19 protein-coding genes are annotated in these 21,092 nt (G+C 71.0%); 12 read left to right on the forward strand and 7 right to left on the reverse strand.

What is annotated here, in order from left to right:
- Positions 1–1,749, forward strand: coding sequence for a substrate-binding and VWA domain-containing protein (locus ABZX61_RS01995; RefSeq protein ID WP_355190742.1), 1,749 nt, complete (start codon positions 1–3; stop codon positions 1,747–1,749).
- 40 nt (positions 1,750–1,789) lie between these two features.
- Here ABZX61_RS01995 and ABZX61_RS02000 read toward each other — a convergent pair whose 3' ends face one another.
- The 3 genes from ABZX61_RS02000 to cofD all read right to left on the reverse strand — a co-directional run bounded on the left by ABZX61_RS02000 (position 1,790) and on the right by cofD (position 4,832).
- A complete protein-coding gene (locus ABZX61_RS02000) occupies positions 1,790–2,527 on the reverse strand; it encodes a lytic polysaccharide monooxygenase (RefSeq protein WP_350728378.1) in 738 nt (245 codons plus the stop codon).
- Positions 2,528–2,619: 92 nt separating this feature from the next.
- Positions 2,620–3,897 (reverse strand): coenzyme F420-0:L-glutamate ligase, encoded by a 1,278-nt coding sequence (locus ABZX61_RS02005; RefSeq protein WP_355190744.1) that lies wholly within the window; start codon positions 3,895–3,897, stop codon positions 2,620–2,622.
- Positions 3,894–4,832: a 2-phospho-L-lactate transferase gene (gene cofD / locus ABZX61_RS02010; RefSeq protein ID WP_355190746.1), complete on the reverse strand. Its 939-nt coding sequence runs from the start codon at positions 4,830–4,832 to the stop codon at positions 3,894–3,896. The genes ABZX61_RS02005 and cofD overlap by 4 nt, the downstream gene beginning before the upstream one ends.
- Before the next feature lie 180 nt (positions 4,833–5,012).
- Between cofD and ABZX61_RS02015 the strand changes: the two genes are divergently transcribed.
- From ABZX61_RS02015 to ABZX61_RS02035, 5 genes are all read left to right on the forward strand, one after another.
- Positions 5,013–7,283 carry a hypothetical protein gene (locus ABZX61_RS02015; RefSeq protein ID WP_355190748.1) on the forward strand — a complete coding sequence of 757 codons (2,271 nt, stop codon included), beginning with the start codon at positions 5,013–5,015 and terminating at the stop codon, positions 7,281–7,283.
- A 317-nt stretch (positions 7,284–7,600) separates the two neighbouring features.
- Positions 7,601–7,861 carry a WhiB family transcriptional regulator gene (locus ABZX61_RS02020; protein WP_020546325.1) on the forward strand — a complete coding sequence of 87 codons (261 nt, stop codon included), beginning with the start codon at positions 7,601–7,603 and terminating at the stop codon, positions 7,859–7,861.
- Positions 7,862–7,978: 117 nt separating this feature from the next.
- Complete coding sequence (locus tag ABZX61_RS02025) at positions 7,979–10,816, forward strand: glycosyltransferase family 2 protein (RefSeq protein ID WP_355190751.1); 2,838 nt, start codon at positions 7,979–7,981, stop codon at positions 10,814–10,816.
- Complete coding sequence (locus ABZX61_RS02030; protein WP_355190752.1) at positions 10,813–12,123, forward strand: DUF5719 family protein; 1,311 nt, start codon at positions 10,813–10,815, stop codon at positions 12,121–12,123. The genes ABZX61_RS02025 and ABZX61_RS02030 overlap by 4 nt, the downstream gene beginning before the upstream one ends.
- A gap of 232 nt (positions 12,124–12,355) precedes the next feature.
- Positions 12,356–13,003: an MOSC domain-containing protein gene (locus ABZX61_RS02035; protein WP_355190754.1), complete on the forward strand. Its 648-nt coding sequence runs from the start codon at positions 12,356–12,358 to the stop codon at positions 13,001–13,003.
- 202 nt (positions 13,004–13,205) lie between these two features.
- On the opposite strand, the gene ABZX61_RS02040 is transcribed toward ABZX61_RS02035, so the two are convergent.
- Entirely contained in the window at positions 13,206–13,511 is a 306-nt protein-coding gene (locus tag ABZX61_RS02040) for a DUF1905 domain-containing protein (RefSeq protein ID WP_355190756.1), read from the reverse strand.
- Between the two features lie 18 nt (positions 13,512–13,529).
- Positions 13,530–13,913, reverse strand: a complete 384-nt coding sequence (locus tag ABZX61_RS02045) for a VOC family protein (RefSeq protein ID WP_355190758.1) — start codon at positions 13,911–13,913, stop codon at positions 13,530–13,532.
- 38 nt (positions 13,914–13,951) lie between these two features.
- On the opposite strand from ABZX61_RS02045, the gene ABZX61_RS02050 reads away from it, so the two are divergent.
- Positions 13,952–14,437 carry a UTRA domain-containing protein gene (locus tag ABZX61_RS02050; protein ID WP_355190760.1) on the forward strand — a complete coding sequence of 162 codons (486 nt, stop codon included), beginning with the start codon at positions 13,952–13,954 and terminating at the stop codon, positions 14,435–14,437.
- Here ABZX61_RS02050 and ABZX61_RS02055 read toward each other — a convergent pair.
- Positions 14,419–14,778, reverse strand: a complete 360-nt coding sequence (locus ABZX61_RS02055; RefSeq protein WP_221519419.1) for a metallopeptidase family protein — start codon at positions 14,776–14,778, stop codon at positions 14,419–14,421. The two genes, ABZX61_RS02050 and ABZX61_RS02055, sit on opposite strands and share 19 nt — an antisense overlap.
- Before the next feature lie 516 nt (positions 14,779–15,294).
- On the opposite strand from ABZX61_RS02055, the gene ABZX61_RS02060 reads away from it, so the two are divergent.
- Genes ABZX61_RS02060 through ABZX61_RS02080 form a run of 5 tightly spaced genes read left to right on the forward strand, consistent with a single transcriptional unit; the run spans position 15,295 to position 19,305 of the window.
- The gene (locus tag ABZX61_RS02060) at positions 15,295–15,663 is read left to right on the forward strand and encodes a DUF3499 domain-containing protein (protein ID WP_219466545.1); all 369 of its coding nucleotides are present in this window, start codon (positions 15,295–15,297) and stop codon (positions 15,661–15,663) included.
- A gap of 43 nt (positions 15,664–15,706) precedes the next feature.
- Positions 15,707–17,056: a phosphomannomutase/phosphoglucomutase gene (locus ABZX61_RS02065; RefSeq protein WP_350728387.1), complete on the forward strand. Its 1,350-nt coding sequence runs from the start codon at positions 15,707–15,709 to the stop codon at positions 17,054–17,056.
- Positions 17,053–17,220 (forward strand): Trm112 family protein, encoded by a 168-nt coding sequence (locus tag ABZX61_RS02070; RefSeq protein WP_185070977.1) that lies wholly within the window; start codon positions 17,053–17,055, stop codon positions 17,218–17,220. The genes ABZX61_RS02065 and ABZX61_RS02070 overlap by 4 nt, the downstream gene beginning before the upstream one ends.
- Positions 17,217–18,323 carry an SIS domain-containing protein gene (locus tag ABZX61_RS02075; RefSeq protein WP_355190763.1) on the forward strand — a complete coding sequence of 369 codons (1,107 nt, stop codon included), beginning with the start codon at positions 17,217–17,219 and terminating at the stop codon, positions 18,321–18,323. Before ABZX61_RS02070 ends, ABZX61_RS02075 begins: the two co-directional genes overlap by 4 nt.
- Positions 18,324–18,372: 49 nt before the next feature.
- Positions 18,373–19,305 (forward strand): cation diffusion facilitator family transporter, encoded by a 933-nt coding sequence (locus ABZX61_RS02080; RefSeq protein WP_350728389.1) that lies wholly within the window; start codon positions 18,373–18,375, stop codon positions 19,303–19,305.
- Between the two features lie 3 nt (positions 19,306–19,308).
- Here the strand turns inward: ABZX61_RS02080 and ABZX61_RS02085 are convergent, their stop codons facing one another.
- Positions 19,309–21,015, reverse strand: a complete 1,707-nt coding sequence (locus ABZX61_RS02085) for a phosphatidylglycerol lysyltransferase domain-containing protein (protein ID WP_355190766.1) — start codon at positions 21,013–21,015, stop codon at positions 19,309–19,311.
- Positions 21,016–21,092: the final 77 nt, after the last annotated feature.

The raw sequence follows: 21,092 nt of genomic DNA on the forward strand, positions 1-21,092 counted from the left end.
GTGCGGTTAGGTCGGCACCGCGCTCCGCTGCCCGCTGAGCTGCGACGCAGGAAGGCTTTACGGCGCGGCATGCTGGCGGGCCTGACCGCGGTGGCCATCGTGGCCGCCGGCCTCGTGGTGGTGTTCGGCAGTGGCGGCCTGCTGTGCAGCACACGAGAGCCTGTTCTGGTCAGCGTCGCGGCGGCCGTCGACGTGGCCCCGGCGGCCATGGAGGCCGCCGAGCGGTTCAACGAGACGAAGACGTCCGTGGGTGGCCGGTGCGTGCTGGTCCAGGTGACCGAGCAGTCGCCGGCCACCGTCCTGCGCACGCTGATCGGCGACCGCGCGGGCGTCCTGCGCGAGCGGCCCGACGGGTGGATCGCGGACTCGTCGGCCTGGATCAGGCTGGCCCGCCAGCAGGGCGCGAGCGCGCTGCCCGCCGGTGAGAGCGTCGTGGCGACCTCGCCGCTGGTGTTCGCCACCCGCTCGTCGCTGGCCCAGCGCTTCTCCGTGGGTAAGACCGAGATGAACTGGCGGATGGTCTTCCCCGCCACCGTGCGCGGGCGGCTGACGCCCAACTCGGACGAGCCGGACGTCGTACGCGTACCAGACCCGTCGCTGGCCGGGGCGGGCATCGCGACCGTGGCCGCCGCCAGGGACGTCGTCGGCACGGGGCCGGAGGCGGACAAGGCGCTGACCGCGTTCGTACGGTGGGCGCAGGCCGGCTCCGCCCCCGACTACCGCAGCATGCTGGCGGCGGTCGACGACCACACGTTCTGGCAGCGTCCGGTCGTCATCGTCCCCGAGCAGTCGGTCTGGAACCACAACCAGCGCCCCTCCGCCGACCCGGTCGTCGCGCTGCACCCGCGCGAGGGCACGATCAACCTCGACTACCCGTACGTCGTCACCGCGACCGACCCCACGGTGGCCGAGGCGTCCACGGTCTTCGCCGACTGGCTGAAGGGCTCGCAGGCGCAGGACATCGTCCGGCGGGCCGGGTTCAGGTCGGGCGACGGCACCCTGGGCCCCATCTCGCCGGGGCCGCAGATCCCCTCGGAGACGCCGAAGACCAGGTCGTCGGTGTCGTCGCAGGACATCGACGAGGCGCTGCGGGCCTGGAGCCGGCTGGCCCCGCCGACGAACATCCTCGTCCTGGCCGACACCTCCAAGCACATGGCCGAGTCGCTGAACGGCACCACCAGGATCAGCATCGCGCTGGACGCGGCCAAGATCGGGCTGCAGCTCTTCCCGGACTCGACGCACATGGGCCTGTGGGAGTTCGCCGAGGGGCTGGGCGGCCTCAAGCCCTACCGGGAGCGGGTCGGGCTCGGCCCGATCAACGAGCCCCAGACCGGACAGGTGGTACGCAAGAGCCGCCTCGCCGAGCTGACCGGCACGATCACCGCCCATCCCACCCTGGACAGCTCGCTCTACGACGCGGTACTCGGCGGCTTCCGCAAGGTCACCAGCGAGTACCGCGAGGAGATGAACAACGCGCTCCTGGTGATCACGGCCGGCAAGGACGACGGCAAGGGCACGAAGCTGCCGGAGCTCCTCGACAAGCTGCGCCACGAGTGGAACCCCGACAAGCCCATACAGATCATCATCATCGCGTTCGGCAAGGGCGTCGATCACGACAGCTTGTCGCGGATCACGGCCGCCACGAACGGCTCGCTGCACGAGGCCCAGGAGCCGGGGGAGATCATCGACGTCTTCCTCGCCGCCCTGGCCCGCCGGCTCTGCCACCCCACCTGCAAGCCGACCCCATGAGAAAGGGGGCGCTCCTGGCGGAACGCCCCCTTCTGGCTGGCTAGACGCGCTGCCAGAGCGCCGGAACGTTGGGCGGCTCCCAGCCGGCCAGCGCGGTGTGGGCCTGGATGCAGCGGTACGTGACGCCGTTGTAGGTGACGGTGTTGCCGACCGCGTACGCGGTGCCGGCCTTCCACGTGCCCGACGGCGTCGTGGGAGTGGGCGTGGGCGTCGGGTTGGGGGTCGGCGTGACGGTCGGGGTGGGGGTCGGGGTCGGGTTGCCGCCACCGCCGCCGATCTGCAGGTCGATGCACGAGTAGAAGGCGTTGGTGGTGTCGGAGATGTTCCAGATCGCCAGGACCTTCTGCCGGCCCGAGTAGCCGGACAGGTTGACCGTGTGCGAGACCGTCGCGGGCGGCTGCTGGCCGTTGCCGTTGAAGACGGCGACCCGCGTGTTGCCGATGTAGTACTCGTAGTTGAGCGTGGCGTGCCTGGCGGTGAACGTCCAGTTGAAGGTCACCGTGGTGCCCACCTGGGCGACCGGCCACGGCTTGCTCTCGTCGCTGAGCTGCGCGAACTGCGACAGGTTGGCGTGGCAGTTCCGCAGCCCCTTCGGGCCCTCCACGCTCTGCGGCTCGTAGATGATGTTGCCGCAGTTGGGGACCTTGCCCTGGGCGCAGTTGGCCTGCCGGCTGGGCGGGGAGTTGACGTAGCCGTGCGCGAACGCCGGCGCCGTGTTGAACAGCGTGGTGGCGACGGCGATCACCACCACGGCGACTAACGTGAGCGTCCTTCTCATGAAGTTGCTCCTTCACATGGGGGGATGCCCCAAATGTAAAGGAAACTTTCCTAACGGTAAATGCCCGTCTGACCTATCCTTTCGGGCCTCGGTCAGCGCGTGACGATGAAGTCGTCCGGGTCGCGGGGCGCGCGGTCTCGGGGCGGGGCGGCCGCGTGGCCGACGGCCACGCAGCCCATCGGGTCCCAGGAGCCGGGCAGGTCGAGCACCTCGCGGACCACCGGGCGGCAGAACATCGTGGACGACACCCACGCCGAGCCCAGCCCCTCGACGGCGAGCTGGATGAGGAGGTTCTCCACCCCGGCGCCGGCCGCCACGACGAACATCTCCCGCTCCGACGCGTTGCGCCGATCGTCGCGGTAGGTGTGGGAGCCCTCCATCACCAGGCACGGCACGATCAGACAGGGCGCGTCGCGCAGCACGTCGCCCCGCCTGATCCGCTTGGCGATCGACTGCTCGCTGAACCCGTCGCCGCGCAGGTCCTCGATCCACGCGTCGCGCATGGCGTCGAGCAGCTTGGTGCGCGTCTCCGGCGACTCGACCAGCACGAACCGCCAGGGGGTCGTGTGGTGCGGCGCCGGCGCGGCGATGCCCGCCGCGACCGCCCTGCGTACCTTCGCCGGATCGACCGGCCGGTCCGAGAACTCCCTGATCGTACGGCGGGCGAACACGACATCCCGCGACCCGTAGCGGAACAGGTCGTCGTCGGCCGGCCGCACCAGCGGCCTGACCCCGGGCCCGTCGTCGTCGGTGACCAGATGGGACAGCCCGCGCACGATCGCCACCGGGACCCCGCCGAGCTTGCCCTTGACCAGCTCGGCGGCGCCCGCGATCTCGTCGGCCAGCGCGGTGACGGTGGCGTTGAGCTCGTTGCCGTAGCCGTCGGAGGTGCCACGGAAGTCGTCGAGCGGGCGCATGCCCGCCACTCCGATGGCCACGTCGGTGAGCCCGTTGCGCCACGGGCGGCCGAACGTGTCGGAGACGATCACGCCCGCCCGCACGGCCAGGCCCTTCCGGATGCGCCTGGCCGAGGCGTCGGAGTCTTCGGGGAGGAGGAGCACGGTGCCCGGCTCGGTGTTGGAGGCGTCGACCCCGGCGGCGGCCATGACGAAGCCGTGGCGGGTCTGGGAGATCACGGTGTCGCCCCGCCTGGCCACCACGCGCTCGGTCTCGTCCTCGATGGCCTGGGTGCGGTCGGGCGCCCGGCGGACGCGGCCCTCGGCCTTGCTGATGATCTTGGACGTGACGACCACGATGTCGCCGTCCCGCAGGCCGGCGTCCTTGAGCAGCTCCGCGACGTCGTCGCCGGGCCGCACCTCGCCGATGCCCTCGACGGCGATCACCTCGAAACGCCGGGGGGCGCTGGTCATCGGGCGAGCTCCTGGGCCAGGTCGAGCGCGGTGCGGGCGATGTCGGCGGCGGCGTCGGCGTCGTGCATGAGGATCGGCCGGGCGATCACCCGTACGCCGTCGAGCGCGACCCCTTCGTCCTCCTCCGCCACCAGCCACCCGTCGATCAGCTCCGGGCCGTACAGGTCGAGCACGGCCTGCGCCGTCGTCTCCACCCCGATGGCGGTCAGGCAAGCGTCGGCCATGCCCCTGACCGGCGCGCCGCCGATGATGGGCGAGACCCCGACCACGGTCTTGGGTAGCAGGGCGTCGCGGATGCCCGGGACCTGCAGGATCGTGCCGATGCTCACGACCGGGTTGGACGGCGGCAGGATCACCACGTCGGCCTGCTCGATCGCGTCGAGCACGCCCGGCGCGGGCTTGGCCGTGTCGGCCCCCACCAGCGCGAACGACTGCGCCGGGACCGAGGCGCGCAGCCGCACCCACCACTCCTGGAAGTGGATGGCGCGCTTGCCGTTTTCGTCCTCGATCACCACGTGGGTCTCGCAGCGGTCGTCGGTCATCGGCAGCAGCCGCACGCCCGGCTGCCAGCGCGCGCACAACGCCTGCGTGATCTGGGAGAGCGGGTAGCCGGCCTCCAGCATCTGCGAGCGCACGATGTGGGTGGCGAAGTCGCGGTCGCCGAGCCCGAACCACTGCGGCTCCACGCCGTATGCGGCCAGCTCCTCCTTGACGACGTGGGACTCCTTGGCGCGCCCCCAGCCCTGCTCCTCGTCGATGCCGTTGCCCAGGGTGTACATCACGGTGTCGAGGTCGGGGCAGACCCGCAGGCCGAACAGGGTGATGTCGTCACCCGTGTTGCCGATGACGGTGATGGTGGCATCCGGCGCGGTCGCGCGTAGTCCGCGCAGGAAACGGGCGCCGCCGATACCGCCCGCGAGTGACACGATGTGCATGCCGCCAGTCTTCCATCGGCCCCTGACAGCCCCGTCTCGGGTGTGGTTTTACCCCACTTGTTATGAGAGAAGTGCCAGGTGTAGGCCGAATTGGGATGCAGGAGGTTCCTGGGACCCCCGCCACCCGAGTCGGTCATGTGGCAAACTCCCTTCGGGCTAAAGGGTCCGATGGGGGTACTTGTGAGCAAATTTGACGTCGCCCGGCTGAAGGAGCCGGGCGCATGGATCATGCTCGTCCTCGGCTTGCTGACCGTGCTGCTGACGGTCGGCGACGTCCTGGTCGGCTCGTCGTTGTCCCTGACGAGGCGGGCGGCGGCGAACGTCCTGGACCTGGCGAACCCCGTCGTGCCCGCGCTGCTGCTCGGAGCCGTGCTGCTGGTCACCAAGGTCGGCGAACCGTCGCCCAAGGCCAAGCCGATCATGTACGGGTCGGCGGTCGGGCTGGTGCTGGCCACGGTGTTCGGCATGCTGTCGCTGATCCTCGGCCTGTTCTCCGGGCTCGGGGCCTGGCCGACGATGCAGCTGGTGCTCCTTGGCGTGCCTTCCGTCGCGTTGGTCGCCGTCGCGCTGGTGTACCTGATCCCGCAGATCCTGCCGGAGCGGCCCGTCGCGCAGGTCTACCACCACCCGAACCTCGGGCAGCAGGCGCCCTGGCAGCAGCCGCAGCAGTTCGGCCAGCCCGACCAGGCCCAGCAGTTCGGCCAGCCTGAGCAGCCCCAGCAGTTCGGCCAGCCCGACCAGGCCCAGCAGTTCGGTCAGCCCGACCAGCCCCAGCAGGGCTTCGGGCAGCCTGAGCAGCCGCAGCAGGGCTTCGGGCAGCCCGAGCAGGCTCCCGGCTACGGCCAGGCCCCTTACGGCCAGCAGCCGCCCTCGGGCGCGTACGGCCCGCAGCCGGGCTTCGCCCAGCAGCCGCCGTCCGGCCAGCAGCCCGGCTACGGGCAGCAGCCCCCTTCCGGTCAGTACGGCCAGCAACCCCCGTCGGGCCAGTACGGCCAGCAGCCCCCGAGCTTCGGCGGCCAGCCCGAGCCCCAGGCCGCGCAACCGGAGCCGCAGCCCCAACTGCACGTGATCAGGGGCGCCCTGCCCGCCGCCCCCTCGGACCAGAGCCAGCCCGAGCAGCCCTACCCCGCGCCCAGCTTCGGCCCGTCGGAGCAGGGCCAGTCCGACCAGTCCTACTCCACGCCGAGCTTCAGCTCGTTGGAGCAGAGCCAGCCGGACCAGCCCTACGCGCCGCAGAGCTTCGGATCGGTCGACCAGAGCCAGCCCGAGCAGTCCTTCGGCCCCCAGGGCTTCGGGTCGGGCCAGCCCGAGCAGCCCTACGCTCCCCAGGGCTTCGGATCGAACCAGCCTGAGCAGCCCTACGCCCCGCAGGGTTTCGGGGCGGGCCAGCCTGAGCCGTCCTTCGCCCCGCAGGGCTTCGGACCGGGGGAGGCCGGCCAGGGCTACTCCTCGCCGAGCTTCCAGCCGGTGGAGCCGCCCGAGCAGTCCTTCGCTCCCCAGGGCTTCGGACCGGGCCAGCCTGACCCGTCCTATGCCCCGCCGAGCTTCGGCTCGTCGGACCAGGGCCAGCCGGACCAGGCCTACGCCCCGCAGGGCTTCGCCCCGTCGGCCTACGCCCCCGCCGACACGGCCCCGTCGGCCCCCTCGGCCCAGGAGTACTCCACTCCTCCGGCCGTCGAGTACCAGCCTGCCCCGTACGTCCCGGCCGACAGCCAGCCGAGCGCCTACGGCCAGCCCAGCCCCAACCCGTACGCGCCGCCCGGGACGGACCAGCCCAGCCCGTACGCCCCGCCCGCGGACCAGCAGCCCAATCCCTACGCCCCGCCCGCGGACCGCCCGAACCCGTACGCGCCCCCGGAGGCCGCGCCCAACGCGTTCGCCGACCAGGCCTTCCCGACGCCGGCCGGCGACACCGCGCCGAGCGTCCCCTACCCGCCGGCCGCCGAACAGCAGCCGTACTTCGGCCAGAGCGCCTTCGACCAGCAGGGCGGCCAGCCGTTCACCGGCTACTCGGGCCGCGAGTACGCCACCCCGTCCGCGTACCAGGAGCCCGACCCGCCCGTGGACCCGCGCTCCCAGCAGCTCATGGACGCCTACCAGCAGGCGGAGACGTACCAGCACTCCACCGGCCAGCACTCGACGGCCCAGCACTCCACCGCGGGCACCCAGCCGGAGCTGCGCGTGCCCGACTACTCCAGCCAGGCGCCCAGGTCGTACGACGACCCGCTCGGCCACCCGCAGCACCCCCAGCAGGGTGGTTACGAGCCCCAGCAGGGCCAGTACCGGCCCACCCACCAGGCGCCCCAACAGCAGCAGCAGCCCTGGCCCCAGCAGGCGGAGCCTGTCGGCGACGCGACGATGCGGCTCGACTCCACCCCCTACGGCGCGCGCCCGGGAGACGACCCCATCGACCCTACGGCCATATACACGCCCAACGAGCCCCGCAGGTAACGGACCGGTAATGAACGACTAGAGAGAAGGTGGGGCCTGGGCGGGTGTCTATCCCGCCCTGGTACGGTTCGGACCGCTGACAGGTTGAACGAGCCTTACGACGCCGCGCGCAAAAGGGTGTCGGCCGGGCGTGAACATCACATGCCAAGCACACCGGGGCGAGCTCTGGTCTTTCCCCGGATAGCTGCATGCCGCTTGACGTCAGCTACAGCACACGCGTGTAATTACAACCATGTTGTTACGCCTTCCGATGGGTGGGTAATAAGGAAGGCGTCCATGGGGGGCTCCATTGCGGGCGGGCGGCAGGGAGGTGTGCAGTGACCGATCCGGTCATCGCACAGGATCAGCTTGACGCTGAAGAACTCGGCTGGCAGGAGCGCGCGTTGTGCGCGCAGACGGATCCGGAGGCGTTTTTCCCGGAGAAGGGCGGCTCCACCAGAGAGGCCAAGAAGGTCTGCCGATCGTGCGAGGTCCGTGCAGAGTGTCTGGAATACGCACTCGAGCACGATGAGCGGTTCGGCATCTGGGGAGGGCTGTCCGAGCGGGAGCGCAGACGGATCAAGCGCCAGGCCGTTTAGGTATATGGGCGGAAGGGTCACGCGGTCGAACGCGTGACCCTTTCCGCATCTGCTGTCCCAGCTGTCACAGGTATATGGTGGGCGCGCCTGCTCTACCCCCCTCAGGAGCATCCGCCCATGTCACGTCCCTATGTCACCGTGATCGTCGTCGCGCACGACGGCGCGCGCTGGCTGGGGGAGACGCTGCGTGCTCTGGTGAACCAGAGTCGCAGGCCGGACCGCGTGGTCGGCGTCGACAACGGCAGCAGGGACGGCTCGGCCGACCTGCTCGCCCAGGCGTTCGGCCGCGGCAACCTGATCTCCCTGCCGCGCTCCACCGGCTTCGGCGAGTCCGTCGCCGAAGTCCTCGCCAAGCTGCCGCCCGCCGGAAGCGACGAGTGGATCTGGCTGCTGCACGACGACTGCGCCCCCGACAGGCGCGCGCTGGAGGCGCTGCTCACCGCGGCGGCGCAGGATCCGAAGGCCGCCGTGCTGGGCCCGAAGCTGCTCGACTGGCTCGACCGCCGGCGACTGCTCGAAGTGGGCGTCACCGTGGGCCGTACCGGGCACAGGGAGACGGGGCTGGAGCCGCGCGAGTTCGACCAGGGGCAGCACGACGGGACGCGGGACGTGCTGTCGGTGTCCACGGCCGGGATGCTCATCCGGCGCGACGTGTGGGAGCGGGTCGGCGGGCTCGACCCGTTCTTCCCGCTGTTCCGCGACGACCTCGACCTGTGCTGGCGGGTGCGCAACGCCGGGCACAAGGTCCTGAACGTGACCTCCGCCGTGGCCTGGCACGCCGAGGCGGCGGCTCGCAGGCGGCGCAGGATCACGGTCAGCGGCGACCATCCCCGCAGGCTGGACAGGCGTAACGCGATCTTCGTGGTGATGGCGAACCTGCCGTTCGGCGCGATGCTCTGGGCGCTGCTGCGGAACGTGCTCGGCTCGGCCTTCCGCACGGCGCTGTTCGTGGTGAGCAAACAGCCCGCGAACGCGCTGGACGAGCTGGCGGCGATGGCGTCGATCCTGCTGCATCCGTTCCGGCTGCTGCGGGCGCGCCGGGCCCGTCGCCCCGCCGGAAACAGACAGGCCCGCAAGAAGGGATATATCCGCATAAAGCGGTTGATGTCCCCTCGGGGTGCGGCCTGGCGGCGGCTCATCGACATGGTGCAGAGCTTCCTCGCCGGCGAGGCGCCCGTGGACTCGACGGGCCGCCACCACCACGCCACCGCCTCCACCTCCGCCGAGGACGAGTACGAGGTCGTGCCGGCGGACACCGGCGCGGTCAAACGCTTCCTCAGCCGCCCCGGCGTCGTCCTCATGCTCGCGCTGACCGCGGTCGCGCTGGTCGCCGAACGCTCCCTCCTCGGCGGCGAACGGCTCGGCGGCGGCGCCCTCGTCGCGGTCACGGGCGGCGCGGGCGACCTGTGGGCCTTCTACACCGAGGGCTTCCACGACATCGGGCTCGGCTCGAACGCCTGGACGCCCCCGTACGTCGCCGTGCTCGCGGCCCTGTCCACGCTCGCGTTCGGCAAGACGTGGCTGGCCGTGTCCGTGCTGCTGCTCGGCTCGGTGCCGCTGGCGGGCGCGACGGCGTACCTGGCCACCCGGCACGTCATCCCGGCGGTGCCCGCGCGGGCCTGGGCGGCGGGGACGTACGCGCTGCTGCCCGTCGCGACGGGAGCGATCGCGGCCGGACGGCTGGGCACCGCGGTGGTGTTCGTGCTGGTGCCGCTCTACGCCTCGCTCGGGACGGTGGTGCTGTCCGGCGAACGCCGCCGCGCCCGCAGGGCCGCGTGGGCGCTCGGGCTGCTGCTGGCCGTGGGGACGGCGTTCGCGCCCCTGGTCTATCCGCTGTTCGCCGTGCTGGGGGTGCTGGCGGCCGTCGCGTTCCGCGGCGCGGTGACCTCGATGGCCGTCGCGCTGGCGGTGCCTTTGGTGCTGCTCTTCCCCTGGCTGGCGGGGCTGGTGACGTCCCCGGGCAAGATCCTGCTCGAAGCGGGGCTGCACGATCCCGCCCTGGTGGACGCCGCGCTCGCCCCCGAGTCGCTGCTGGCGCTCAGCCCGGGAGGGCCGGGGCTGCCGCCGTTCTGGGTGACCGGGGGCCTGGTGGCCACGGCGCTGGCCGCGCTCCTCATGCGCCGCCAGCGGATGATCGTCGCCATCGGCTGGGGCATCACCCTGTACGGGGTGCTGGCGGCGATCCTGGTCAGCCGCGTCACCGTCGAAGGCGCACGGGCCTGGCCAGGGGTCCCGCTGGCGTTCGCGGGGACCGGGCTCGTGGTCCTCGTGGGCCTGACCGCCCACCGGCTGGCCGAACTCCGTGCCGGAGGCGCGCTGCGCCGGCTGGGGGCGATGGCGGTGGCGGCGGTGGCGTTCAGCACGCCGCTGCTGGCGGCCGGGTACTGGGTCGCCACCGGGGTGCGGGGACCGCTCGTGGGCGACGTGCCGGACGTGCTGCCCGTGCTGGCCGCCGCCCGCACCACGCAGGGGGAGCGCACGCTGGTGATCAAGGGTTCCTCGTTCACCGTGCTGCACGGCCGTACCCCGCTGATCGGCGAGTCGGAGCTCCCGATCGCGTCCGAGGCCCGCACCCGCCTGGGGGCGGCGGTCGAGGGCCTGGTCGGCGGGCGCGGCGGCGACGCGGCCACCCTGGGCAAGCTCGGCGTGGGCATGGTGGCCGTGGCGCCGCCCGTCTCCGCCGAACTGGCCAGGACGCTCGACTCGCAGCCGTCCCTGGCGCGCATGAGCCTGTCGGAGGCGGGCGGGCTGTGGCGGCTGGCCGAGCCGGTCGTCCGCGTGCCCGCCCAGCCGGTCAGCGCCCTGCACACGCCCTGGCTGTGGACCCAGGCGGCGCTGGTGCTGGTGATCGCGGTGCTGGCGGCGCCGGGGCGGCGCGAAAGCGCCCCCGAGGCCGTGGAGGCGCCGCCGGCGGCCGCCGCCAGAATGGCCGTGAACGTGGCGGGTGGGCGATGAAGGCGTTCGTGGAGAACCGGTTCGGGCTGCTGGCGCTGGTCGTCGTGGCACTGGCGGCCCTGTACGGCGTCGCGTACGTCACCAGGCCCTCCCCTCCGGCGGCGGCCGCCCCGCAACCGCAACCCAGGAAGGTCGCCGTCGAGTCGGTCACCGCGGTGTGCCCGGGCGCCAAGGGCGAGCGGGTCAGTGTCTACCTGCCCGGCACGCTCACCTACGAGCCGATGCGCGACGCCAAGCCGTACGTGACGAAAGGCCCCGGCGGGCTGGAGGCCGGCTACCTCACCCGCGCCACCCAGGGCGACGGCCGCGGCCTCGCGGGACTCCGCTGCACCGAACCCGCCCCCACGACCTGGCTCGTGGGCCCCGGCCCCGCCAACGCCGACGTCCGACTGCACCTCACGAACGCCGACAAGGCGCCGGCCCTGGCGGACATTCAGGTCTACGCGGCGGAAGGCCCCATCTCGGGCGACAAGGGCATCGGCCTGGAGATCGCGCCCGGCGAACACCGCGAGATCGACCTCAAGACCATCGCCCCGTCGGCGGACATCATGGCCGTGAGCGTCACCACCGCCTTCGGCCGCCTCGCCGTCGCCGCCAGGACCGCCCTCGAAACCGGCGGCGTCGACTGGCTCCCCTCGGCCGCCCCGCCCACCACCCGCGTCGTCGTACCCGGCCTCCCCGGTGGCGGCGGCCGCCGCGAACTCCTGGTCGCCGCCCCCGGCGAGAACGACGCCCAGGTACGGATCAAGGCGGTGAGCGAGGACGCCGAGTACGCCATGAAGGGCCGCGAGTCGTTGGACGTGCCCGCCGGCAGCGTGGTCTCCCTGGACGTCACCACAGGTGTGGGCGGCTCCTCGGCGGCCCTGGTGCTCACCTCACCCACCCCGATCGTGGCCGGCCTCGTCATCACGGGCACGGGCGGACGCTCGGACGTCGCCTTCACCGCCGGTACCCCCGCGCTGGACCTGGGCAGCACGGTGGCCCGCAACGGCCCGGGCTCCAAGCTGATCCTCACGGCCGTCGGCGTTCCCGGCAAGGTACGGATCCAGGTGATACCCGAGAAGGGCGGGCCGGAGGAGCCGTTCGAGGTGTCGATACCGGCGGGCCGCACGAAGAACGTCAAACTGAAACCGAAGGGGGACTACGCGCTGGCGGTCACGCCGGTCGCGGGGGAGGTCTACGGCGCGAGAGCGATCGAGGACCACCTGAAAACCGGCATCCTCCTCACCACCCAGCCCCTGGCCCCTTCCCGCCTATGGACCCTGCTCCCACCCTTGACCGACACCCCCAACGTGGTTGCGCCTTAGACCCCGGGGACCGCATGGACCTCCGCGTTGCGAGGCGCTTCGCGCGATAGGGAGCTCGGCCAGCGCTCTGTGGGGGCAAGCCCCCACACCCCCGGCGAGGGGCTTCCCAGCCCTGGACATCTCCACCACGGACGGTCTTTGATCGAGGGCACAAGGCACAAACGCTTGATTCCCAAGGGTCCAGGAGAAAAGAGTCGCGAGAGGGTGGATGAGAGCCGTACCGTCACGCTCTATGAAACTCCTCTCCGTCAATGTCGGCAGACCTCGGCCCAACCCCTGGAAGGGCCTGAGCGCGACGGGCATCGACAAGCGGCCCGTTTCCGGCCCGGTCGCCGTGAGCGCCCCTGGCCCGAAGGGCACCGGTGAGGTCGGTCTCGCCGGCGACCGGGTGTATGACGTGAAGAATCACGGCGGCGTTCACCAGGCCGTCTACGCCTACGCCCGCGAGGATCTCGACACCTGGCAGGCCGAGCTGGGCAGGCCGCTCGCAAACGGCGTCTTCGGGGAGAACCTCACGACCCTGGGTCTGGACGTCAACGGTGCCCTGATCGGTGAGCGTTGGCGGATCGGGCCGGATGTCGTCCTGGAGGTGTCGTGCGCGCGGATCCCGTGTGGGACCTTCCAGGGCTGGCTGGAGCGTGACGGCTGGATCAAGCGTTTCACCCGGGCTGCGCGGCCGGGCGCGTATATGCGCGTGATCGAGCCCGGCGACATCAGCGCCGGCGACCCGGTCGAGATCGTGCACCGGCCCGATCATGATGTGACCGTCGCGCTCGTCTTCCGTGCGATGACCCTGGAGCCGGAACTACTGCCGCGGCTGTTGGCCGCCGATGCACTGCCTCCAGAGGAGAAGGAATCGGTCCGCAGGCGCTCCGCATAGAGGTCATCTTCAGGGGGTCGCCTGTGCCGACCGGGTGGGGGGTGAGTAGAGCCCCGCTCTACGGACCGGGTTCGACTCCGCCAGGCTTGTGGAGCGCAGGCAAGACCGGGACTTGTTCCGGCACCGCGCGAAGAAGCAGTAACCCGCCCGGAGCCACACGCGCGGCAGACGGGAATCTCTGTCCTTCAGGGCGGAGTGGATGTCAATTGATCCGTTCCAGCAGGTGGATCGTGACGCTGTCCCCAGGCCCCTTCCCGATCAGCTCCCGGACGTCGTTCTTCACGGGCAGCTTGTGCGTGCCATCCCCCAGAGCCATGAACGAGCTCCGGAACGGGTGACCGTCGATGGTCCCCCGGATCTTCACCAGTCCCCGGGTGCCGAAGAACTCGGCGGACCCGGGCATCACGACGTACGTCCACCCGCCCTTGTTCGGGCTCTTCCGCAGTGTCGCGGTGAACTCCTTGTCGAGCTCCTGGGCCACGTCATCCGCTCGCGTGACACCACTCATCGCAGGTTCCCCTCTCCGCTATTCGACGATCTCGAGGCCGTTGCCGTCCGGGTCGCGCAGGGCGAACATCGGCGGGACGCCCTCCCACCGCAGCAGCTCGTCCACGTCGGCCCCGCGCGCCACCAGCTCCTTGTGCAGGGACGCCGCGTCCGCCGTGCTCAGCCGGATGCCCGTCTCGACTCCGACCGCCGTCCCGGGCGCCGCCAGGATCAGCGCGATCGTGGTCGTCGCTCCCGGGGGCGCCACCTCGATCCATCGCCCGCCGAGCTGTTCGACGGGCGCGTCCAGCCGCTTCTCCAGTCCCAGTGTGCCCACATAGAACTCGACGGCACGGTCCTGGTCGGTGACGGGAACGCCGACGGTCCTGACGCCGGTGACCCCCGTACTCACTCGCTCGCCCACTTCGGGCCTCCTGTCGTTCGGTTCACCTGGTTGGACTCGTGAACCGCACAAAACTCATCGCTTCCTGTCGAGTTGTCAGGTCGTACTACCCGTTGCACGTCGCCGCGGGTACTCCTCTGGCTGCTCGGAGAAAGATCCGTGGCGGCGCGCCCCAGGTTCTGGCCGATCCGGGATTTCCGGAGCAGCACTTCGAGGACCGCATCTCCGTGCGGCAACCCACGACGGAGGAGGTCGAAAGCCTCGATTTGCCGCCCGACGTGCCGGTGTTCCGGCAGTTCCGGGTCGTCTACAGCGACTCCGGACGATCCGTGGAGGCTCAAGCGCATGAGCCACACGCTTGCTATGAGGTAATCGGGATCGCGTCCGAGGGGTGCGGGGACCGGCAGGTCCCCGCCTGGGGGGTGTGGGGGCCTGCCCCCACAGGGGGCTGCCCGAGCTCTCCATCGCGCGAAGCGCGCCCCCGTGCGAGGACCTCGCTGTTTGCCCCGGGAGCGCCCGTACGGGGTCAGCGGCGGTCGTCGTAGCCGGGGTCGACGGTTTCGGGGGAGAGGCCCAGGAGGGTGGCCACTTGTTCCACCACCGTGTCGTGGACCATGGCGCCCAGGGTGTCCCGGTCTCTGGCGCGTGCTTCGAGCGGGCGGCGGTAGACCACGATCGACGCCGGGTTCTGGCCGGTTGCGGCGTCGGCGCGGCCGAAGGGGATCGGGTCGGTGCCCAGGCTCGGACCGTCGCCGAGTTCGCTCAGCGGAGGGACCTCTTCCACCGCGAACTCCACCGCCGACAGCTGGCGCTCCCAGCGGGGGCGCAGGCGGTCGACCGCGTCCAGCACGAGGTCGTCGAAGCGCTCGCTCCGGGACTTGGCCATGGGCACGTGGGAGGGAGCGAGCGGGCCGCGGAGGCCACGACCGTGGCGATCGCGCCGTCTGGGACCGCGCTTCTGTGTCACGCAAGCAAGTGTACGGGGATGGCCTGCCGATTCTGAGGAACGGTGTCACCTCTCCGCGCCTCTGGGTGATGTTCCGAGGTTCTGGGTGGTTGTCGCCACCGTGAAAGGTCGTGGGGCGCTGAGGCGTTGGCTGTAGCCCGGCGTTCGGGTGGGGTGTCGGGGTGTCGGTCGTGCTTCGGCGTTCGGGTGGGCCGGGGTGTGTGATCTCTGGGGGTGGGGTGCGGCGTTGCCGCTCCCCACCGCGCGTTGATCCCCTTAGGCTCTGAGGAAGCGTCACCGCTCACCACCTCTACGTGATCCCCCAAGGTCCGGAGGGCCGGTGTCTTCGGGGCATGTGGGTGGAAAGGCTGCGACAGGTGTCCGAATTGTGGCGACACGCTCGTTAAGAGCGCTCAGATAGTGGCGCCTCGCACACTTACCAGATACGGTCCCTCCGTGAGCCCCGTCCGCCGCTGTTCCCGCACCGCCTGCAGTCAGCCTGCCGTCTTCACGCTCACGTACGTATACGCCGACTCGACCGCTGTTCTCGGCCCCCTGGCGACGTACGCGGAGCCACACTGTTACGACCTGTGCGCCGAACATGCCGAGCGGTTGACCGCTCCCCGAGGCTGGGAAGTGGTACGGCTGCCGACGGACGGCAACTCCCCGAGTTCCGACGACCTCGAGGCGCTGGCCAACGCGGTCAGGGAGGCCGCGCGGCCCACGCCGTCCGGCGGCGGTGAGCCGGTCGGTCAGGGCGTGGAGGTCGGTCGCCGGGGGCACCTGCGCGTTCTGAGGTCGGCTCAGCAGCACCGCGACCGGTAGGCTCGATTACGCCGGAGAATCGACCCAAGGGCGGAGCTGGAGAGTGGGCGACCTCGCCAAGATCTTCAAAGCGTACGACGTTCGCGGAGTGGTGCCCGAGGAGCTCGACGAGCCGACCGCAGAGGCCGTGGGGGCCGCCTTCGTCGAAGTGACCGGGGCCGAGTCGATCGTGGTCGCGCACGACATGCGCGAGTCCTCCGTTCCGCTGGCGGAGGCGTTCGTCAGGGGCGCCCGTTCGCGTGGTGCCGACGTGGTGCACGCCGGGCTGGGCTCCACCGATCTGCTCTACTACGCCAGCGGCAGCCTGGGGCTGCCCGGGGTGATGTTCACCGCCAGCCACAACCCCGCCCGCTACAACGGCATGAAGATGTGCCGGGCCGGTGCGGTGCCGATCGGCGGCGACACGGGGCTCATCGACATCCGTGACCGGGCCGCCGAGCTGGTGGGCGTCACGGCCACCCCCGGCGGGTCGGTGATCGAGAAGGACCTGCTGCAGGGCTACGCCGACCACCTGCGCACGCTCGTCGACCTGTCGCGCATCCGGCCGCTCAAGGTGGTCGTCGACGCGGGCAACGGCATGGGCGGGCACACCGTCCCGGCCGTGTTCGAGGGGCTGCCGATCGAGCTGACGCCGCTCTACTTCGAGCTGGACGGCGACTTCCCCAACCACGAGGCCAACCCGATCGAGCCGCAGAACCTCGTCGATCTCCAGCGGGCCGTGGTCGAGAGCGGGGCGGACCTGGGGCTGGCGTTCGACGGTGACGCCGACCGGTGCTGGGTGATCGACGAGCAGGGGCGGTCGGTCTCGCCGTCGGCCGTCACGGCGCTGGTCGCGACCCGGGAGCTGGCCAAACATCCCGGCTCGACGATCATTCACAACCTGATCACGTCGCTGGCCGTCCCCGAGATCGTGCGCGAGCAGGGCGGGGTGCCCGTGCGCACGCGCGTCGGGCACTCGTTCATCAAGGCCGAGATGGCCCGCACGGGAGCCGTCTTCGGCGGTGAGCACTCGGCCCACTACTATTTCCGCGACTTCTGGTTCGCCGACTCCGGGATGCTGGCGGCGCTGCACGTGCTGGCCGCGCTGGGCGAGCAGGAGCGCCCGCTGTCGGAGGTGGTGGGGGTCTACTCGCGCTACCACGCCTCCGGCGAGGTCAACAGCACCGTGGCGGACCAGGGCGACGCGTTGCGGCGGGTGCGGGAGGCGTTCGCGGCGCGGGGGGAGTTCGACGAGCTCGACGGGCTGACCGTGACCGGGCCGGACTGGTGGTTCAATGTGCGGGCGTCCAACACCGAGCCGCTGCTCAGGCTGAACGCCGAGGCGGCCGACGAGAGCACAATGAGGGCGATCAGGGACGAGGTCCTCGCCATCGTGGGAAGGGTGTCAGAGTGAAGATCGACGACTGGCTGCTGGAGATCCTGGCCTGTCCGGCCTGCAAGGCTGCCTTGCGTGCCGAGAACGAGGCCGAGGAGCTGGTCTGCACGGGCTGTGGCCTGATCTATCCGGTACGGGATGACATCCCCGTCCTGCTCGTCGACGAGGCCAGGAAGCCGTGACCTGGGAGCCGGAGCGGCTCGACGACCAGCGTCACCTCAGCGAGGCAGATCCCGGCGGGATGCTGCCGGCGGTCGCCTCCTCGGCGGCGCACGTACGCACCGGCTACCGCACCGCGGTCGAGGCCCGCGTCGGCCGCCTGGCCGACCACGGGCGCCCGCGCGCCATCGTGGTCGCGGGCATGGGCGGCTCGGGCATCGTCGGCGACATCCTGGCGGCGATCGTCGGCAACGGCGCGCCGCTGCCGATCGTCACGCTACGCTCCTACCAGCTCCCCGGCTGGGTGGGCGCCACAGACCTGGTCGTGGCCGTGTCCGGCTCGGGCGACGCCGAGGAGACGGTGTCCGTCGCCACCCAGGCGGTCCGGCGCGGATGCGCGCTGCTCGGCGTGGGCGCCCCCGGCTCCCCGCTGGAGGCCGTCGCCACCCAGGCCTCGGCGATCTACGTGCCGGTGCCGGTCACCGGCCCGTCCAGGTCGAGCCTCTGGCTGCTGGCCGCCCCGGTCATCGTGGCCGCCGCCGCGCTGCGGCTCGTCCAGGCCGACGCCGAGCTGTTCGAACGGGTGGCCAAGACGCTGGAGGACATGGCGCACCGGTGCCGGCCGTCCAGCGAGTCGTTCATCAACCCCGGCAAGTCGCTCGCCATGGATCTGGCCGAGAGCGTGCCGATGATCTGGGGGTCGTCGCCCGTCGCGTCGGTGGCGGCGTACCGGCTGGCCGGCCAGCTCAACACCAACGCGAAATACCCTGCCGTCCACGGCGAGCTGCCCGAGGCCGGCCACAACCAGGTCGAGGTCTTCGACGGGCCGCTGGCCGAGCGCGACATCTTCGCCGACACCGCCGGGCGCACGCTCAGGCTCGTCGTGCTGCGCGACGTCGAGGAGCATCCCCAGGTGGCGCGGCGGCGCGAGACGTCGGTACGGCTGGCGCGGGAGCGCGACGTGCCGGTGACGGAGCTGTCGGCGGAGGGCGAACATCCGCTGGAACGGATGGCCACGCTGATCGCGCTCGGCGACTACGCGAGCACGTATCTGGCGCTCGGATATGCCATCGATCCGACCCCTGTGTCAGCGATCACTGAGCTGAAGGCCAGAATTTCGCAATAGGATCCCTTTTCAGGCCTTTGTACGTGATCTTTATGAGTGGAGAAGACCGGTGAGCGCGAGCGGCGGTACTAAAGCGATCATTGCGGCCTTGACCGCGAACCTGGCAATCGCCGTGTCCAAATTCGTGGCCGCGTTCTTCACCGGGTCGTCCTCGATGCTGGCGGAGGGCATTCACTCGGTCGCCGACTCGGGCAACCAGGTGCTGCTGCTGGTGGGCGGCAAGCGGGCGGCCAGGGCCAGCACGAAGGAACACCCGTTCGGCTACGGTCGCGAACGTTACTTCTACGCCTTCGTGGTGGCCGTCGTGCTGTTCACGATCGGCGCGGCGTTCTCGATTTACGAGGGCATCCACAAGCTGTCCGCTCCGGAGCCGGTGGAGGCGCCGATCTGGGCGTTCGCGGTGTTGATCTTCGCGATCATCGCCGAGGGTTTCTCGTTCCGCACGGCCATCAAGGAGTCGAACGCCGTACGCGGCAAGCTGTCGTGGGTCGCGTTCGTCCGCCGGTCCAAGTCGCCCGAGCTGCCGGTCATCCTCCTGGAGGACCTGGGCGCGCTGCTCGGTCTGATCTTCGCGCTGTTCGGCGTGACGATGGCGGTCATCACCGGTGACGGCACCTGGGACGGCATCGGCACCCTGATGATCGGCGTGCTGCTGGCCGTGATCGCGGTGGTGCTGGCCATGGAGACCAAGTCGCTGCTGGTCGGCGAGGGCGCCACCCCCGAGATGGAGGCCCAGATCCGGTCCGCGCTGGAGGGCTCGCCCGAGGTGGCCAGGGTCATCCACATGCGCACGCTGCACCTGGGCCCCGAGGAGCTGCTGGTGGCGGCCAAGATCGCGGTGGCGTACAACGACACGGCGGCCGAGGTCGCGAAGGGCATCGACGAGGCCGAGCGGCGCATCCGCGAGGCCGTGCCGATCGCCCGCGTGATCTACCTGGAGCCCGACCTGGACCGCCTCCGCAGCAGCACCTCCGCCTCCTGACGTTCACGACGTGAGCTGGGCCGGGCGCAGGCGCGGGAGGCGCAGCCGGGGCCTGCGGGGCCGGCCCAGGGTGATGAACGCCTCGGCCTGCAACGCCGAGACACCGATGCGGGGCAGGTCGCGGGCGTTCGGATAGACCACGAAGCGGGGCTCCCAGATCGGCCGGAACTTGGCGTTGAACCGATACAGCGACTCGATCTGGAACCAGTGCGACAGGAAGATCAGCAACGCCCGCCAGGCCCGCAGCACCGGTCCGGCCCCGAGGCGCTCCCCGCGGGCCAGGACCGCGCGGAACATGGCGAAGTTCAGTGAGACCTGCGTGATGCCCAGGGCCGGCGCGGCCTGGAGGGTCTTGACGATCAGGAACTCGTTGAGCCCCGGATCGGCGCCGCGGTCGCGCCGCATCAGGTCGAGCGAGATGCCGTGCGGCCCCCACGGCACGAAGTGCAGCACGGCCTTGAGCTCGCCGTCCCTGTGGGCGGTGGCCACCAGGCACTGGGAGTCGGCCGGGTCGCCGAAGCGGCCGAGCGCCATGGAGTAGCCGCGCTCGGTCTCGGTGCCGCGCCAGGAGTCGGCCGCCTGCCGGACGCGTTCGCGCTCCTGGCCGGTCAGGTCGGCGCTGCGGCGCACGTGGCACGTGTAGCCGTTCCGCTCGGTCCTGTTGACCATCTGGCGGACGTTGCGCATGGCGCGGCCCTCCAGCGTGAAGTCGGCGACGTCGACGATGGCCTCGTCGCCGATCTCGAGCGCGGACAGCTTGGCCTCGCGCGTCCACACCTCGCCGCCGGTCTCGCCGCAGCCGATGACGGCGGGCACCCAGGCGTGCCGCCTGGCCTCGTTCATGAACACCTTGATCGCCGCCGGCCACGCCTCGCGGTCGCCGATCGGGTCGCCGCTGGCCAGCATGACCCCGGACACGACGCGATAGGCGATGGCCGCCTTCCCCGACGGGGAGAACAGCACGCTCTTGTCCCGCCGCAACGCGAAGTAGCCGAGCGAGTCGCGTTCGCCGTGCTGGGCGAGCAGGGCGCGCAGGCGCCGCTCGTCGTCCTCGGTGAGCTCGGCGGCCGGACGCTCGGGGCGCAGCGCCAGGTAGAGCGTGGAGACGGCGGTGAGCGTGCCGAGCGCGACCAGGGAGAAGTAGACCAGGTCGGAGATCCGCTCGACGGTGAACGTGACCGGGCCCTCGATCCCGACCAGGCCGAGCAGGACGTGTTCGAGGCGGTCGAGCACGCTCGGATGGCCCACGATCACGTGCGGGCGGGCGCTGATGATGAGATAGCCGAGGCCCACGTCGATGGCGCCGAGCACGAGCAGGTTCCCCAGGGCGCGCCAGCGCGAGCGCGGGTCGGGCAGCGCGGAGAACTCGCCCCTGCCCCACACGAGCAGGACCAGCAGGGCGAGGCTGATCACGGCCGAGGCCGGACGCAGGTGGAGGAAGCTCACGGCGGCGCTCACCGGGAGCAGCAGCACGACCGCGCGCCAGGCGCGCACCTTCCCGCGGCGCAGCGCGTGCGCGAGCATGATCAGCATGATGCCGACGACCAGGGAGGACGCTCGGGCGAAGGTCGTGACGATGCCCGGCAGGATGTCCGTCCACACACCCATGCGGCTGTGCTCGAAACGGGGGAACACCGCCTTGCTGATGTCCAGCAGGCCGACCACCAACGACGCGTAGGCGGCGACGGCACGAATCCAGGAGCGCTTCACACTCCGAGATTGAAGACCCGGCCGGGTAATCTCCATGTTAACTCCCTGCTTACGGCCCTCCCTGTATTCCATGCCTC

The sequence above is a fragment of the Nonomuraea sp. NPDC003709 genome, assembly GCF_040610775.1.
In the GTDB taxonomy this organism is placed as follows: Bacteria; Actinomycetota; Actinomycetes; order Streptosporangiales; family Streptosporangiaceae; genus Nonomuraea; species Nonomuraea angiospora_A.

What these genes read in the sequence shown, in the direction of transcription:
- ABZX61_RS02000 (WP_350728378.1), bottom strand. Translation starts at nt 2,527, where the DNA reads ATGAGAAGGACGCTCACGTTAGTCGCCGTGGTGGTGATCGCCGTCGCC.
- ABZX61_RS02005 (WP_355190744.1), bottom strand. Translation starts at nt 3,897, where the DNA reads ATGACCAGCGCCCCCCGGCGTTTCGAGGTGATCGCCGTCGAGGGCATC.
- cofD (WP_355190746.1), bottom strand. Translation starts at nt 4,832, where the DNA reads ATGCACATCGTGTCACTCGCGGGCGGTATCGGCGGCGCCCGTTTCCTG.
- ABZX61_RS02025 (WP_355190751.1), top strand. Translation starts at nt 7,979, where the DNA reads ATGTCACGTCCCTATGTCACCGTGATCGTCGTCGCGCACGACGGCGCG.
- ABZX61_RS02030 (WP_355190752.1), top strand. Translation starts at nt 10,813, where the DNA reads ATGAAGGCGTTCGTGGAGAACCGGTTCGGGCTGCTGGCGCTGGTCGTC.
- ABZX61_RS02035 (WP_355190754.1), top strand. Translation starts at nt 12,356, where the DNA reads ATGAAACTCCTCTCCGTCAATGTCGGCAGACCTCGGCCCAACCCCTGG.
- ABZX61_RS02040 (WP_355190756.1), bottom strand. Translation starts at nt 13,511, where the DNA reads ATGAGTGGTGTCACGCGAGCGGATGACGTGGCCCAGGAGCTCGACAAG.
- ABZX61_RS02055 (WP_221519419.1), bottom strand. Translation starts at nt 14,778, where the DNA reads ATGGCCAAGTCCCGGAGCGAGCGCTTCGACGACCTCGTGCTGGACGCG.